General features: G+C 67.0%; 15 protein-coding genes. 9 read left to right on the forward strand and 6 right to left on the reverse strand.

The features are described 5' to 3' along the window. The first annotated feature begins 87 nt into the window (after positions 1 to 87). Positions 88 to 435, forward strand: coding sequence for a response regulator transcription factor (locus AC1DU4_RS00900; protein ID WP_477837109.1), 348 nt, complete (start codon positions 88 to 90; stop codon positions 433 to 435). Here the strand turns inward: AC1DU4_RS00900 and AC1DU4_RS00905 are convergent. Continuing rightward, positions 432 to 1,031 (reverse strand): TetR/AcrR family transcriptional regulator, encoded by a 600-nt coding sequence (locus tag AC1DU4_RS00905; protein WP_477837110.1) that lies wholly within the window; start codon positions 1,029 to 1,031, stop codon positions 432 to 434. The two genes, AC1DU4_RS00900 and AC1DU4_RS00905, sit on opposite strands and share 4 nt — an antisense overlap. 272 nt (positions 1,032 to 1,303) lie before the next feature. Between AC1DU4_RS00905 and AC1DU4_RS00910 the strand changes: the two genes are divergently transcribed. The 5 genes from AC1DU4_RS00910 to AC1DU4_RS00930 all read left to right on the forward strand — a co-directional run bounded on the left by AC1DU4_RS00910 (position 1,304) and on the right by AC1DU4_RS00930 (position 6,538). Then, positions 1,304 to 1,732 carry a cobalamin B12-binding domain-containing protein gene (locus tag AC1DU4_RS00910; protein WP_477837111.1) on the forward strand — a complete coding sequence of 143 codons (429 nt, stop codon included), beginning with the start codon at positions 1,304 to 1,306 and terminating at the stop codon, positions 1,730 to 1,732. Continuing rightward, positions 1,729 to 3,390, forward strand: a complete 1,662-nt coding sequence (locus tag AC1DU4_RS00915; protein WP_477837113.1) for an acyl-CoA mutase large subunit family protein — start codon at positions 1,729 to 1,731, stop codon at positions 3,388 to 3,390. Before AC1DU4_RS00910 ends, AC1DU4_RS00915 begins: the two co-directional genes overlap by 4 nt. Then, positions 3,387 to 4,277, forward strand: coding sequence for a methylmalonyl Co-A mutase-associated GTPase MeaB (gene meaB / locus AC1DU4_RS00920; protein WP_477837114.1), 891 nt, complete (start codon positions 3,387 to 3,389; stop codon positions 4,275 to 4,277). Before AC1DU4_RS00915 ends, meaB begins: the two co-directional genes overlap by 4 nt. Before the next feature lie 76 nt (positions 4,278 to 4,353). Further along, on the forward strand, positions 4,354 to 5,856 hold the full coding sequence (locus AC1DU4_RS00925; protein WP_477837115.1) for a glycoside hydrolase family 5 protein: 1,503 nt from the start codon (positions 4,354 to 4,356) through the stop codon (positions 5,854 to 5,856). 46 nt (positions 5,857 to 5,902) lie between these two features. After that, positions 5,903 to 6,538 (forward strand): alpha-ketoglutarate-dependent dioxygenase AlkB, encoded by a 636-nt coding sequence (locus AC1DU4_RS00930; RefSeq protein ID WP_477837116.1) that lies wholly within the window; start codon positions 5,903 to 5,905, stop codon positions 6,536 to 6,538. Here the strand turns inward: AC1DU4_RS00930 and AC1DU4_RS00935 are convergent. Further along, complete coding sequence (locus AC1DU4_RS00935; protein ID WP_477837117.1) at positions 6,504 to 7,604, reverse strand: 3-deoxy-7-phosphoheptulonate synthase; 1,101 nt, start codon at positions 7,602 to 7,604, stop codon at positions 6,504 to 6,506. The two genes, AC1DU4_RS00930 and AC1DU4_RS00935, sit on opposite strands and share 35 nt — an antisense overlap. Before the next feature lie 502 nt (positions 7,605 to 8,106). Between AC1DU4_RS00935 and AC1DU4_RS00940 the strand changes: the two genes are divergently transcribed. Next, positions 8,107 to 8,325: a TetR family transcriptional regulator C-terminal domain-containing protein gene (locus AC1DU4_RS00940; protein WP_477837432.1), complete on the forward strand. Its 219-nt coding sequence runs from the start codon at positions 8,107 to 8,109 to the stop codon at positions 8,323 to 8,325. 524 nt (positions 8,326 to 8,849) lie between these two features. On the opposite strand, the gene AC1DU4_RS00945 is transcribed toward AC1DU4_RS00940, so the two are convergent. The 4 genes from AC1DU4_RS00945 to AC1DU4_RS00960 all read right to left on the reverse strand — a co-directional run bounded on the left by AC1DU4_RS00945 (position 8,850) and on the right by AC1DU4_RS00960 (position 12,904). Further along, positions 8,850 to 9,149: a hypothetical protein gene (locus AC1DU4_RS00945; RefSeq protein WP_477837119.1), complete on the reverse strand. Its 300-nt coding sequence runs from the start codon at positions 9,147 to 9,149 to the stop codon at positions 8,850 to 8,852. A gap of 642 nt (positions 9,150 to 9,791) precedes the next feature. After that, on the reverse strand, positions 9,792 to 10,799 hold the full coding sequence (locus AC1DU4_RS00950) for a DUF1254 domain-containing protein (protein WP_477837121.1): 1,008 nt from the start codon (positions 10,797 to 10,799) through the stop codon (positions 9,792 to 9,794). A gap of 443 nt (positions 10,800 to 11,242) precedes the next feature. After that, on the reverse strand, positions 11,243 to 12,295 hold the full coding sequence (locus AC1DU4_RS00955; RefSeq protein WP_477837122.1) for an alpha/beta hydrolase: 1,053 nt from the start codon (positions 12,293 to 12,295) through the stop codon (positions 11,243 to 11,245). Positions 12,296 to 12,769: 474 nt separating this feature from the next. Next, positions 12,770 to 12,904, reverse strand: coding sequence for a hypothetical protein (locus AC1DU4_RS00960; RefSeq protein WP_477837124.1), 135 nt, complete (start codon positions 12,902 to 12,904; stop codon positions 12,770 to 12,772). Positions 12,905 to 12,978: 74 nt separating this feature from the next. On the opposite strand from AC1DU4_RS00960, the gene AC1DU4_RS00965 reads away from it, so the two are divergent. Beyond that, the gene (locus tag AC1DU4_RS00965) at positions 12,979 to 13,719 is read left to right on the forward strand and encodes an MBL fold metallo-hydrolase (protein WP_477837125.1); all 741 of its coding nucleotides are present in this window, start codon (positions 12,979 to 12,981) and stop codon (positions 13,717 to 13,719) included. A gap of 142 nt (positions 13,720 to 13,861) precedes the next feature. Then, positions 13,862 to 14,284: an NAD(+)--rifampin ADP-ribosyltransferase gene (gene arr / locus AC1DU4_RS00970; RefSeq protein ID WP_477837127.1), complete on the forward strand. Its 423-nt coding sequence runs from the start codon at positions 13,862 to 13,864 to the stop codon at positions 14,282 to 14,284. Positions 14,285 to 14,292 lie beyond the last annotated feature (8 nt).

The following is a 14,292-nucleotide window of genomic DNA, read 5'->3' on the forward strand; positions in this document are numbered from 1 at the left end:
GCATAATACGACAGGACCGCCGACGGACAAAGGGTCGGACGGGGCGGGTCGCCACCAGGCGACCACCGACGACGGGAAGGGGCGAGGATGAGCAACCCCCCGCTCACGGCCAGTGAGACCGAGGCGATCCGCCGCACGTTTGCCGAGCTGAGAGCCCTGGCCGCGGGGGCGAAGGCGGCGAGCGACAGGACGCGTCTGCGGGACTTGTGCCAGCGCCTCGCCCCCGCCGGGCAACACGAGGGCATGCTGTCCGAACGCGAGGTCGACGTACTGGCCCATGTGGCGACCGGCCTGCAGAACGGTGAGGTCGCCGACGCCCTGGACCTCTCACCCCAGACGGTCAAGAGCTATCTTCGGTCAGCCCTCGCCAAGCTGGGCGCGCATGGCCGACAGGAGGCCGTCGACACCGCGCGCCGGGCCGGACTGCTCCCCTAGCGCGGCTCCGGCCGCCCGGGCTCCAGTCGAGCCATGACCAGTTCCACGTGCTCGGCGACGAGAACGTCGGCTTCGACGCCTCGCACCGCCCACCCCTTGAGCGCCGGCAGGTGGCCCAGCAGGACGACGTCCTGCGCGAGAAGTTGCACGTGGACGTCGGCGAACAGGCCGCGCCGAACGCCCGCGCCGATCAGGTCCGCAAACAGGCCGGTGATGCCGAGTTCCCGCTCCTTGTAGCGACGGTGCGCATCCTCGGGCAGGTGGCGGTACTCGCGGTACATCAGCAGGATCTGCTCCTGGTTCCGTACACATTCGCGGACGTACACCTCGATCATGAGGCGCAGCTTCTCCGGAAGATCACGCTCGCTGCTGGTCGCGATCTCCGCGAGGGTCTCCCGCAGGCCGCCGTAAATGGTCTCGCAGGCCATCACCAGCAGGTCGGACTTCGTCTGGATGTAGCGATACAGCCCGCCGACACTGATTCCGAGGTCCTCGGCCAGTTCGTTCACCGAGACGCTGTCGAACCCACGCTCGATGATGTGCCGGGTGGCCACGGCCTGGAGTTGACTGCGCCGCTCCTCGCGACTCACCCTCATCGACTCGACCCGACCGCTGCCGCGGAGCGGAACGAACTGGTCAGCGATTCGCGAGCACGCAAGGGGGTCATCGATTCCTCGTCAGGTCGGGCGCCCCGCGAGCGGGGCGGCTCAGGGCGCCCCCGGGGCTCCGGGTCAGCATAGCCACCGCCGAGCCGGGCCGGGCTCATCCTCCCGGTGGAGGCTTGACGCGTTCCGCACCCGTGAGCATACTGCGAATGCGAGCGAGCACTCGCTCGCATTCGAGCAGCGCGACCCCCGGAGGCATCACTATGGGTGCACCTATCAGGATCATGGTCACCAAGATCGGTCTCGACGGCCATGACCGCGGCAGCCGCATCATCGCGGCCTACCTACGCGACGCCGGACACGAGGTGATCTACACACCGCCGTGGCAGACGATCGACGGGGTGGTCCGACTCGCGCGCCAGGAAGACGTGGCCGTCATCGGAATCTCTTCCCTGGCCACGGACCACCTGATCATTCCCGACCTGCTCGACGAACTCAGGAGGGCCGGGCTCGGCCACGTGGCGATCGTGGTCGGTGGCATCGTTCCTGACAGCGAACACGCCATGCTCCACGACGCCGGCGTGGCACAGATCTTCGGGCCGGGGTCCTCTCGCGACGAGATCGTCGGTGCCGTAACAGAACTCGGCGAGGCCGTGCTGGCCGCGCAGCTCGCATCGGAGGTGCCGGCATGACCATGGTGGAACCCCTCACCGCGAGTGAACGCTGGGCCGCCGAATACGCCGGTCAGGTACCCGACGACCGGGTGGTCCGGAATCGGTCGGGCATCCCGATCGAACCGCTCTACACACCGGGCGAATGGTCGGGCGAAAGATTCGCGTCGGATCTCGGATACCCCGGGCAGGCTCCCTACACCCGCGGCATCTACCCGTCCATGTACCGGGGGCGCACGTGGACGCAACGCCAACTGATCGGACTGGGCACACCGGAAGACTACAACGCCCGAGTCCGCCAGCTGCTGGATCTCGGCGCCAACGCCATCAGCCTGCTGCCCTGCAACTCCGGGTTCCGAGGCCTCGACTGCGACGAGGTCCCCACTCCCCTGCTCGGCACCTGCGGCACGGTCATCAACAACGTCGACCACATGGGTACCGCACTCGACGGGGTCCCGCTCGACACGATCTCCACGGCCATGAACGACCCCACGCCGTTCACCTTGCTCGCCTTCGTGCTGGCCACCGCGAAGCGCCGCGGCGTGCCGTTCGACCGGATCACCGGCACCTCCAACCAGTCCGACTACATCTCGCACTTCGTCGCGAACCACATGTTCTACCGACTCTCCCAGCCAGGATCACGACGGGTCCTGGTCGACCACGTCGCGTACTGCCGGGAGCGGGTGCCCGGATGGAATCCGGTGTCGGTCGTGGGCCAGCACATGCAGCAGGCCGGGGCCACCCCGGCGGAAACCATGGGCTTCACCCTCGCGACAGCGATTCAGTACGCGGAGGACTGCATGGCACGCGGCCTGCACCCGGACGCCATCCTGCCGCGGTTCACGTTCTTCTTCGACGTGTCGATCTCCTTCTTCGAGGAGATTGCGAAGTTCCGTGCGGGCCGCAGGATTTGGGCCCGGATCACCAAGGATCGGCTCGGCGCGAAGGATCCGCGCTCGTGGCGGTTCAAGTTCCACGGTCAGACGTCGGGCGTCGACCTCACCGCTCAGCAACCCCTGAACAACATCGCCCGCGTGACAACGCAGGCCATCGCCGGGATCTTCTCGGGGCTCCAGTCGATGCACACCGACGCCTACGACGAGGCAATCACCTGCCCCACAGAAGAATCGGCGCGCATCGCCATCGCCACCCAGAACATCCTGCGCGAGGAGGCTCACCTCTGTGACGTGATCGATCCACTCGGCGGCTCCTACTACATCGAGCAACTGACCGACCAGATGGAGGCGGAGATCCTCCGTGTGATGAAGGTCGTCGAGGATGCCGGCGGGATGTACGAGGCCGTCGGTTCCGGACTGGTACAGGGCATGATCGGCCGCTCGGCACTCGCTGCCCAAGAACGAATCGACCTCGGGGAGGACCGGGTCATCGGGGTGAACTGCTACCGATCGGAGGGTGCCGAGGGCACCCAGCCACCGCCGTACCGCCCCGACCCGCAGGCCATGGCGGCGCATGTCGAAGCCTTCAAGCAGTTCAAGCGTGATCGGAGCGAAACCGATGTCGGGCGGGCGGTCGACGGATTGCGCCGCGCGGCCCAGGACGAGGAGGCGAACGTGTTCGAGAAGGTTGTCGACGCCGCGATCAGCGGTGTCACGCACGGCGAGATCGTCGGCACGCTCCGCGACGAACTCGGCTTCGGCGACCCGCTGATCGTCGCATGACCGACCTGACGGAAGGGCTCCTGGCCGGGGACGAAGCAAGCCTCGCCAGGGTCCTGACGGTTCTGGAGCGGGGAGGGCCCGGCGCCGCGAGCCTGCGCCGTCGGATCCGGCCGCACACGGGACGGTCGTTGGTCGTGGGACTCACCGGGCCCCCCGGCGCCGGGAAGTCATCACTGATCGGCGCCATGGTCGCGGTGCTGCGGCGGGCCGGGACCCGGGTGGCCGTGCTGGCGGTCGACCCCTCCAGCCCGGTCTCCGGGGGCGCGGTGCTGGGCGACCGCACCCGGATGGGGGCGCACACGTGCGACCCAGGCGTGTTCATCCGTTCGATCGCTTCGCGGGGCTACGCCGGCGGCCTGGCAAGGGCGGTACCGGCACTGATCGACGCCGTCGACGCTGCCGGTTGGGAGGTCGTGATTCTCGAGACGGTCGGAAGCGGCCAGTCCGATGTGGAGATCACGGAGTTCTCCGATGTCGCCGTGCTCGTCTCCGTACCCGGACTGGGCGACGACCTCCAGGCGATCAAGGCCGGAGTCCTCGAGGTCGCGGATGTCCTGGTCGTCAACAAGGCCGACCTCCCGGGCGCGAGCACCACCGCGCGCCAGCTCGAACGCATGCTCCGGCTGAGGCGTACCGATTCCGTCCGCCCTCCCGTGATCAGCACCAGYACCGTCGACGAGACGGGGGTCGAGGACCTCGTCGAGGCCGTGAGCAAGGCCGCCCGCGACGACGGGCCGGTTCGTCGACTTCGTCGAGAGCTCGTGCGCGAGGCGGAGTCGACCTTTGCCCGACGGCTGCGGGACCAGCCTCTCGACGAGGCGTGCGCGGCGGTGTTCACCGGGGCCCGGGAGTTCGAGGAGGTGGTCGCCGACTTGGCGCGCCACTGACCCGGTGGGTGCACAGCAGATCCACCGAACGCCACACGGATCCCCGCCCCACACGGCATCCTGGACAAACGTTCAAATGAGAGGCCGTGTCTTGCGCAAGCTCCTTCTACTGATCCCGTTGGTCGCACTGGCCCTGCAGGTCGCGCCGACCGCGACCGCGGCACCGACCACCGAACCGGCGGCGAACGCGAACGCGGACGGCTGGACCCTGCCGCGGCTCACGGTCGACGATCGCGCAATCACGGACGTGACGGGCCGGACGGTGCTGCTGCGCGGCGCAAACATCAACCAGCTCAACGACTATGCGCAGAACGACCCCGCGATCCCGGCCACGGCGCCCCTCGACCGCACCGACTTCACCCGGATGGCGACGCTCGGCTTCAACGTCGTGCGGCTCACCGTCGCGTGGTCCGCCCTCGAGCCCACCCCGGGCGCCTTCGACCAGGCCTACGTGGCCCGGATCCGCGAGGCCGTCCAGGACGCGAAGGACCACGGCATCTACACCGTGCTGGACATGCATCAGGACGCCTGGGGCAAGGCCGTCGGCACCCCCGCCGGCGAGACCTGCCCCGAGCCGATGCGCGCGGGTGTCGGCTGGGACGGCGCCCCCGCCTGGGCCACCCTCACGAACGGCTGGACCACCTGCAACATCGCCGGCGTCCGGGAGACCGCACCGGCGGTCGCCGCCGCGTTCCAGAACTTCTACGACGACGTCCAGGGCATCCAGGGACACCTCGTCGACACCTGGGCGCGACTGGCCGCCGAGTTCAAGGACGAACCCGCGGTCGCCGGCTACGACCTGCTCAACGAGCCCAACCCGGGCCTGCGCGACCCGATCACCGCCGCCGATCAGATCGGCCGCTTCTACCAGCGGACCGTCAACGCGATCCGCGGCGCCGAGCAGGGCGGCTTCCCGCATCTGGTGTTCTTCGAGCCGAGCGCGGTGTGGTCGGCCTTCGGCGTCGACGCCCTGCCGCCGCGCCACTACCTAACCGACCCGCTGGTGGTCTTCTCGCCGCACCTCTACGCCGGGTCGATCACCGTCAGCAGCGATCTCCCGTCCCTCGAGGAGGGCTTCGACCTGGCGAAGCGTGCGGCCGCGGTCTACGACGCGCCGCTGTGGACCGGCGAATGGGCCTGGTTCGGCGAACCCGAGGCCGACGCCGACCAGGTCGAGCGATTCATGGACGCGATGGACGCCCACAAGATGGGCGGCGCCTGGTGGTCGTGGTCCCAGGCGTGCGGCGATCCGCACGCCGTCCGGGACGGCCACACCGACGAGCCGATGGGCAACCTCAACCGCATCGACTGCCCGTCCGGCGAGCAGTTGGGCCTGGTCGAGGGCTTTGCGAAGCCGCTCTCCCGGGCCTACCCGCGCGCTGCCCCGGGAGCGCTGACCGAGGTCACCGCGGCCGGCTTCAGGGGCACGGGATCCGGACGCCTGGAGGCGTGGTACCCCGGCGCCGACCGGCCGGCCCTGGACACCGCCAACGTATCGGACCCGGTCCTGACGCAGGTGGACGGCGGCTGGCGCCTGACCGCGCGCACCGACGGCGCCTACTCGGTGACCGCCCGCTGAACCGACGCATGGGAACACCTGTTCGCATGGGAGTAGGCTCACCCTCGTGGACATCGCGGTGCAGGCGTCGCTGTTCGACGACCCGACCGGGGGCGCGCGGCTCGGGCCGCTCGACGGCTCGGTGCGCAGGCGCACCCTGACCGGGGGCGCCTGGGTGGACCTGCGCCCCGGCTGGATGTCCGGGTCGGATCGGCTGTTCGCCGACCTGGCGGAGCGCACGGTGCCGTGGCGGGCCGAGAGCCGGCGGATGTACGACCGCGTCGTCCCGGTCCCCCGCCTGGTCGCCTTCTACGACGCCGGCGCCGCGCTGCCGGACCCGCTGCTCGCCGACGCGATGGCGGCGCTGAGCGGGTACTACCTGCCCGAGCTGGGCGAACCGTTCGTCTCCGCCGGGCTCTGCTACTACCGGGATGGCGCCGACAGCGTCGCCTGGCACGGCGACACCATCGGCCGCAGCGCCACCGAGGACACCATGGTGGCGATCCTCTCGCTCGGCGCAGCCCGAACCCTCGCACTACGCCCGCGCGGGGGCGGCGACTCCGTGCGGTTCTCGCTGGGCCACGGCGACCTGCTGGTGATGGGCGGGTCCTGCCAGCGCTCCTGGGAACACTGCGTCCCCAAGAGCTCCCGCCCCACCGGCCCCCGGGTCAGCGTGCAGTTCCGGACCCGCGGCGTGCGGTGACCACCGCGCCGGCGAGCCGGTCGAGCTGCTCGGAAGTGGTGTCCCAGTCCAGGCACGCGTCGGTGATGGACTGCCCGTAGGTGAGCTCGTCCGCCTTGCCGAGGGTCAGGTCCTGACGGCCGGCCTCGATGAAGCTCTCCAGCATGATGCCGACGACACCCTTCTCGCCGCCCGCGATCCGGGCCGCGATGTCGGTCACCACGTCGACCTGACGCTCGTGGTTCTTCTGGCTGTTGCCGTGGCTGGCGTCGATGACGACGCGCTCCGGCAGGCCCGACTTCGCAAGGCGCGCAAGGGTGTCCGCGACCGACTCCCGGTCGTAGTTCGGACCGGCGGCGCTGCCGCGCAGGATGACGTGGCAGTCCGGGTTGCCCGCGGTCCGGATCAGCGCGGAGCGGCCGCTGAGGTCGGTTCCGGGGAAGACGTGGCTGGCGCCGGCGGCGCGGGTGCCGTCGACCGCGACCTGCACGTCGCCCTCGGTGGAGTTCTTGATGCCGACCGGCATGGACAGCGCGCTGCACAGCTGCCGGTGCACCTGGCTGGCCGCCGTGCGGGCGCCGATCGAACCGTAGCTGACCAGGTCCGCGATGTACTGCGGGGTGATCGGGTCCAGGAACTCGCAGCCCACCGGCAGGCCCAGCGCCGAGATGTCGAGCAGCAGTTTGCGTCCCACCCGCAGGCCGGTGTTGACGTCGAAGCTGCCGTCCAGGTGCGGGTCGTTGATCAGACCCTTCCAGCCCAGCGTGGTGCGCGGCTTCTCGAAGTAGACGCGCATGACCACGTGCAGCGCGTCGCCGTGCTCCTGCGCCTTCTGCGCGAGCCGGCGGGCGTAGTCCATCGCGGCCTCGGTGTCGTGCACCGAGCACGGGCCGACGACGACGAGCAGGCGGTCGTCGCTGCCGTCGAGGATCCCGACCGTCGCGGCGCGGCCGTCACGCACGGTGTCCGACACCGCGGCGTCGACCGGGTGCTCGGCGCGCACCTCTGACGGCGGCGCCAGGGGGCTGATGGAGATCGTCCGCTGGTCGTCGAGATCGCGGACGTCGGATTCGATGGTGATCGTCATGTGAGTGTCCTGTTCGGTGAGGACCGACCCACTGAGGATGCGTGCACACTCGCGAGCCGGTGAGGTCCGGCTCGGGGTGGAAGAAGTCAGCGCAGGTCTACGCTGACCGGCCCACCCGGGGCCGGCCTGCTAAACCAGAAATATGCGCGCTGCATGGCCGCCACTCTAGCAGCGCCCCCGGACCGGCTGTGAACGGTCACCGTTGTTGGCAATTTGCCAGGTAGTTGACACGGTCGTCATCGCAGTTGGCAATCTGCCAGATAGTTGGCATAGCCCCATCAACGTTGCCGGCCTCGAAGGTGACCGAACGATCCGAGGACATGCTCGCTGAAGCGTTGCTGCTTGCCAGGGCGCAGCAACAGCGTCGCATCGAATTGCTGGGAACCATCGCGGAACCGCGACAACGGGTGAAGCAACTATGGAGAGAGGCGCTACCGCTCAGCGAGGAGTCTCGCCTCGGGCCGAGGTGTGGCTGGCAGCGCAGGTCGCGATCAAGACTTCGATGGTTGCCGAGGTCCTGGCCACGATCGACGCTGAACTCGATCACCTATGCCAGTGGACCGCCACAGTCCTCGCCCCAGCTTCAGAATTAGCCGCGACCGGCGCGGAAATCCGCGCGTTCACAGATGGGCTGACGATGAACGCGGTACTTCGACCACATGTATTCGACTTCGATCGAGTATCCATATTGTTCGATTCGTACCTCGCACGCCTGGAGTAGGCCGGTGCTCGAGGCACGCGCCGGAGTTCTCCTCGACGCAACAGGATCCGACACGACGCCACCTGACTACGCGAAAACACCGCCACATATCGCCGCGAGTCACGGGATAGTTATGCGCTGCTTCGGGTTGTCTCTCATTCGGTGGTATTCCGTCACGTGTTCGGCACGGAGCTGCGGTCAGTCTGCCGGTGACCCCTCGACGCTGCGTTCAGGCGCCGCGTATATGCGGATCGACAGCGCGTGAAAGACGACAGGGAACGGGTGGCCGGAACAGATCGACGGTGGCCGGACGGCGGTGGGGCTGTGCAGGGGCGGGTGATCCCGCTCAGCCATGCCACCGCGATGAAATCCGCGCGCGCAGAACTCGCCACCCGCGCGCGCACCATCGAGAACCTTCATGGGGCACTTCATCCCTGAAATACTCTGCACTAGAGAGGTTTCGGCGACAGTTCATGGCTCGATACGTGTCTGCTGCCGAGCAGCCTCCGTGTGGACACGAGATTCAGCCCCGACGGGTCTACCGGTTACCGATGCTTGGCGAGGAATGGGCGGTGCACGACAACATCGTCAGCTGGCGCGAAGGTGATGGCGTCGATGCCCGGTTCGGCGAAGGTGACGCGGACTTCCGGATTGTGGGGTTCCCGGTCTTGCCGACGCTCAACAGTTGTTTCGACCAGGTAGCTGCGGCGATATGTCCGCCCGGATTGTTCGCTGGTGTCCACCTCGACGAGGATCGGCCCTTCGCTGGCGAAATCTGGCAGGTCCGCCGCTTTGATAGAGACAGTCAGGATGCTGGTTGGCGCTTGTTGGGTAGCAGAAGACATGGCGGCCGTCGTTCCTTCACTCGGGTCTGACGCGCATCACTATCGGTGGCTTCCCGCTGATTCTACGCGTGGATGGTGCGGACCGATCTGGACTCCTCGTCGCGTGTAAGGGCACGCTGGCGCCTTACCCGAATTTGGGAGAAGGTGGCCGGCCGTCGCGCCCGTCGGAGTTGCATCGTTGCGATCCGTGAACAAAGCAGAGCTCATTGACATCTTGACCGAACCTCTCCCTCGTCAACCGAAGTGGGGGCAGTCCCGACAACGATCACGCTCTACTGTCGTCACGCTAGTTGTCACACCGCAGATCAGAGCCCCGGCAAATGCCAACTGCGATGACGGTTCACACCGCCTGTGAATGGTCACCGTAGTTGGCCATTCGTCACCCTAGTTGGCCACTTCGTCAACATTGTTGGCCATTGGTCAGGACAGTTGGCCAAAGGTCGGCTCCGGATCGCACGGCGATTCGAGTGGCTGTTGTCGCTGTGCGATACAGAAACGGTCCCTGCTGACCTGGCCTGGCGGTCCAATCGATGCTGGCCGGCTTCGCTTGTGTACCAACGGGCGCGGAAGGACTGGGTCGGTGGTCGATGCTGCGGTCGTGCGCTGCGCAAGGCTGCAGTGGAGCGGCTGGCGGTGCAGCTGTCAGCCAGCTGGAGTGATCGGTGTCGACCGAACCTGTTCGATGAATTGACGAGTTTCCTCGACGTCGCGCGGACGGTAGACACGCATGCCGTAATAGAACTTCTGCCCCTCGGTCGCGCGGATGACGTTCGGCTTGTTCGCTACGCGGTCGTCGCCGAACCAGATGCTGATGGTGCCGTCGTCGTTGCGGACCAGTTCGCTGTCGGACAGGCCGGGTCGGTCGACGTCGAGCCAGCCCATCCCGTCGTACTTGATCACCGAGAAGTAGCCGTTGCGCTCGTAGTCCAGCGGCGGAACAGCAAAGGTCCACACATCAGCACCGGTGGATGTGGCCACCGACTGGAAGTACTGGGCATCCTCGGGCGGCAGACCACCCCAGCCCAGGCGGGCGCCCAGCAGATGCTGGTAAGGGTCCGTACTGGCTGGGGTACCGAAGCCCTTGGAGAAGTCCGCCTCGGCGGCATGAGTTTCCAGCTCGGCGCCGACCAACTTGCGGGTGTCCTCGTCGAACTCCCGACCTCGGTACGGGTTGGCGGTCGCGGCGGTGATCCGGCGCGCGTCCTGCAACTCGTGAGCGCGGTCGAGCCCGCCGACAGTCGCGGTGCGGCCCGCGACATACACGTGCGTGCCGGCAGACAGGTCGGCGTTGCGCACCGTCAAGGTCTCACCGGGGTAGATGACGCCGACCACGTAGTGGTTCTCGTCGATGATCTCCGCCACCTGGTATTCAGCGGACGGCGCGAGCGAGAAGGTGGCCTCCTCAGTCACGTCGACAACGGCGAAGGAGTAGATCAGGTCCACGTTCGACCGGATCACGACCTGGGTTTCGACGTTCACCGGCACCCTGGAGTGGAAGTACTCGTTGACCGGGGCCTTGGTGAGCTGCTCCCGGAAGTAGTGCGCGGTTTCAGCCTCGACGAAGTTGTCTCGCGTCACGATCTCAGCCACGGGCGTCCCTTCTCGAATCAACAGGTCAACCGCGACGCTAATCGCCCGTGGGAGAGCCACCTTCGCCCGTCGCGGGTGAATTCACTGGCCGCGATGTCCGCCCGACCTGCGTCATCGGCCGAGTAACTGGTAGGGCCCGCATCCCGAGAGAACCAACTGGCGTCAGGGCGTGACCGACGCTTCGCTGAGGATGGTTCAGCACGCTCGGGTGATCCCTCCCCCCATCCGATCGCGACGATGTGCCTGCTCGCCAAGTTCACGTGAGCCGGTCCAGGAACGCACCAGTCTGCCGATCCGCCTTACCGGCACACTTCGTTCAGCCAACGAACAGCCGTGAACAAATGTCAACTTCGATGACGACGATCGTGCCCTGTCGTCGTCACGCTAGGTGTCACGCCGCAGGTCAGAGCGCCGGGAAATGCCGACTACGATGACGATTCACAGTCGTCGTCGTCGTTGGTACCACCCCATGGCTACGACGATGGATCCCGGCGGACCTTCGTTCACGAGGTAACCCGCTGAGCGAGAATGGATCCGACAGTTCTGGCGTACTCTTCGGTCGCGGATCGGGCCTGCGGGTCGACGAGCATGGTCGCGAAACCATGGGGCAGGTTGTCGAACCGCCGCAGCTGGGCGTCGACGCCGAGACCACGCAGCCGCGTGACCAGCGTTTCACCTTGATCACGCAGCACGTCCATACCCGCTGTCGCAACATAGGTACGCGGCATGACCGACAAATCGACGGCGGACAGCACCGCAAACCGCGGATCTGCCTGCGCTTCGGTGGTCGGCGCGTACCACCGCATCGCGCGGCGAACAGAGTCCTCATCGAGCGGGACGGTGAACATCGTCGTCGACCGATAGCGATCCAGCCTCCAGTCCAGCGCCGGGTACAGCAGCGCCACCGCCGCGGGCCGATAGCGGGTATCCGTGGCGAGGGCGAGAGCGACGGCAGCGGCAAGGTTTCCGCCAGCGCTGTCACCGCCGATTCCGATGCGGCCGGCATCGACACCCCACTGTTCGGCGTGGTCGACCGCATAACGGAAGGCCACGCTGACGTCATCGAATGCGGCGGGAAACGGGTGTTCCGGTGCCAGTCGATAGTCCACCGACAACACCGACACCCCGGCACGGTCGGCGAGGAAGCGCAGTGTGTTCTCAAACCCGGCGACACTGCCGACGTGCCAACCTCCGCCGTGCACAAAGACCAGCAGCGACCGTGCCCCACCCTTGGGCTGATACAAGCGGGCCGCCAACGGTCCTGCGGGCCCGGCGATCGTCCACGAGGAGGTGCGTACCGGTCCGGTGCGCACGGTCGTGACCATGCTCATCAGCCAGTCGAGCCTTGCCCGGGTGAACGCTGTCGGTGCACGACGGGCAAGCAGGTCGCGTTTTCCCACCGTGGCAAGCACGTGCAGTCGGGGATTCATCCGCTGGCCATCAAGCGTTGGAGGCCGCACCGGCAGACGATCGGAAACCCTCGGGGACACCGCCAGCACTCTGCCCAGCACACCAGCGACCATCGTTCCGACCTCACCGACTAGGCGAATCAGCATGTCCAATTCCCTCTGTACGGCGACCTGGCAAAGTTGTCCACGGAGTGTAGTCCCCGGCGGACACCGGTCCCGGCCCCCGCCGACACTGGTGTCCCCTGCTCGGGGCAGTGCGCGCCGGTCCGGTCGCCGGAGGGTCGGTCGAGACGTTCGATGCTGGCGCCCGCTGCTCAGGTAGGAGACAGCGCCGCCCGCACGTTGCCGCCCGCAGCCGGCGAGTGCACCAGACAGGACGGCCTTTGGCACCACACCCACCCGCAATCGGGAGGTAAACCGCTCGCCGACCACGATCGCGCACTGTCGTCGCCACACTAGCTGTCACACCGCAGGTCAGAGCACCGGGAAATGCCAACTACGATGACGATTCACACCGCCGCCGCCTTTATGAATCGTCACCACAGTTGGCTAATCGTCACCACAGTTGGCCACTTCGCCAACATAGTTGGCCATTGGTCAGGATGGTTGGCCAAAGCGCAGTCAGGCGCCCCGAAATGCCAACATCGCACCCGCGGAAGGATGCGGATCGATCTCCCAGAAGTCGCATAGCGCTCTGATGGCGAACAGGTTGAGCATCAGGGCCGCGAGTGACCCGCTCGTGATGCCGAGAAGCATCGTTGTCTAGTTTCCTTCCGGAACTCTCCCCCTGCCCGGTGTTTCTCTTTGTCGATGCGACACAATGGATTTCCGTGACGACTGTCGAGGAAGTAGCGCCCGATGTGTTCCGTGGTACCGGGACGGATGTGAACTTCGTGCTCCTGCGGGACGGTGACGCGCTTACCCTGGTCGACGGCGGCTACCCCGGGGATGTCACCGCAGTCGCCAGCGCCATCCGTGCGCTGGGCCGGCGGCCGGAAGATGTCCAGGGCATGCTGCTCACGCACGCGCACGTCGATCACATGGGCGCGATCGTCGCGTTCCACGACCGCTACGGGATCCCGGTGTTCACGGACCCGACCGAGGTCGCACACGCGCGCCGCGAGTACCTCGAGCAGGCCACGGGCAAGGACTTCATCCCGATGCTGCACAAGCACGGCGTGCTGCCGTGGCTGCTGCGCATCGCACGCGCAGGCGCCACCCGATCCGTGTCGGTCAACGCACAGGCCTTCACACTGGGTCATCCTTTGGATCTGCCGGGCGGCCCCGTGCCGGTCGCCACCCACGGTCACACCTCCGGGCACACCGCGTTCCACCTGCCGCAGCACGGCGTCGTCGTCACCGGCGATGCCCTCGTCACCACGCATCCGCTGTCGAAGATCCAGGGACCGCAACTACTCCCACCGGTCTTCGACCACGGAAAGGAAGACACGCTCGGGGCACTCGACCACCTCGCCGCGCTCGACGCCGACACCATCCTCCCCGGCCACGGCCCCGCGCTGTCCATGCCCATCGCGGCGGCCGTCGACGAGGTGCGCGATCACACCCGCTGAGCACGTCCACATCTCGCCCGCTGGTCGACGGGTTCGTAAAGGTGCTGTGGCACAACCGATACGGCGTGGGTGGGGGCTTGCGGCAAGGCCCCGGTGATGCGGAAGAGTCGCTCGTCCCACCAGGTAGGCGAGAGGAATATAGATGTCCAGACTGCTCGATGAGGGGCCGTTCTTCCATGGCACGATCGCGGACCTGCGCGTCGGTGAGTTCCTCACCGCAGGCCGCCCATCGAACTACCGCCCTGAGATCGTGATGAACCACATCTACTTCACTGCCCTCGTCGATGGAGCCGGCCTCGCTGCGCAGATCGCTGCAGAACTCTCGGACAGTGACGCAATTCCGCGAGTTTATTCAGTAGAGCCAACCGGGGAGTTCGACAATGACCCGAACGTCACTGACAAGAAGTTCCCAGGTAACCCCACTCGGTCGTATCGCAGTAGCGCCCCACTGCGCGTCGTCGGAGAGATCACCGAGTGGACGCGACTGACACCCGAACAGCTTCAGACCTGGCGGGAGCGGCTGTCGGCGCTTCGCTCGAGCGAGCGTGGCGAGATCCTCAACTGAGGTGCGTG

The organism is Rhodococcus sp. P4_F5, assembly GCF_056401315.1.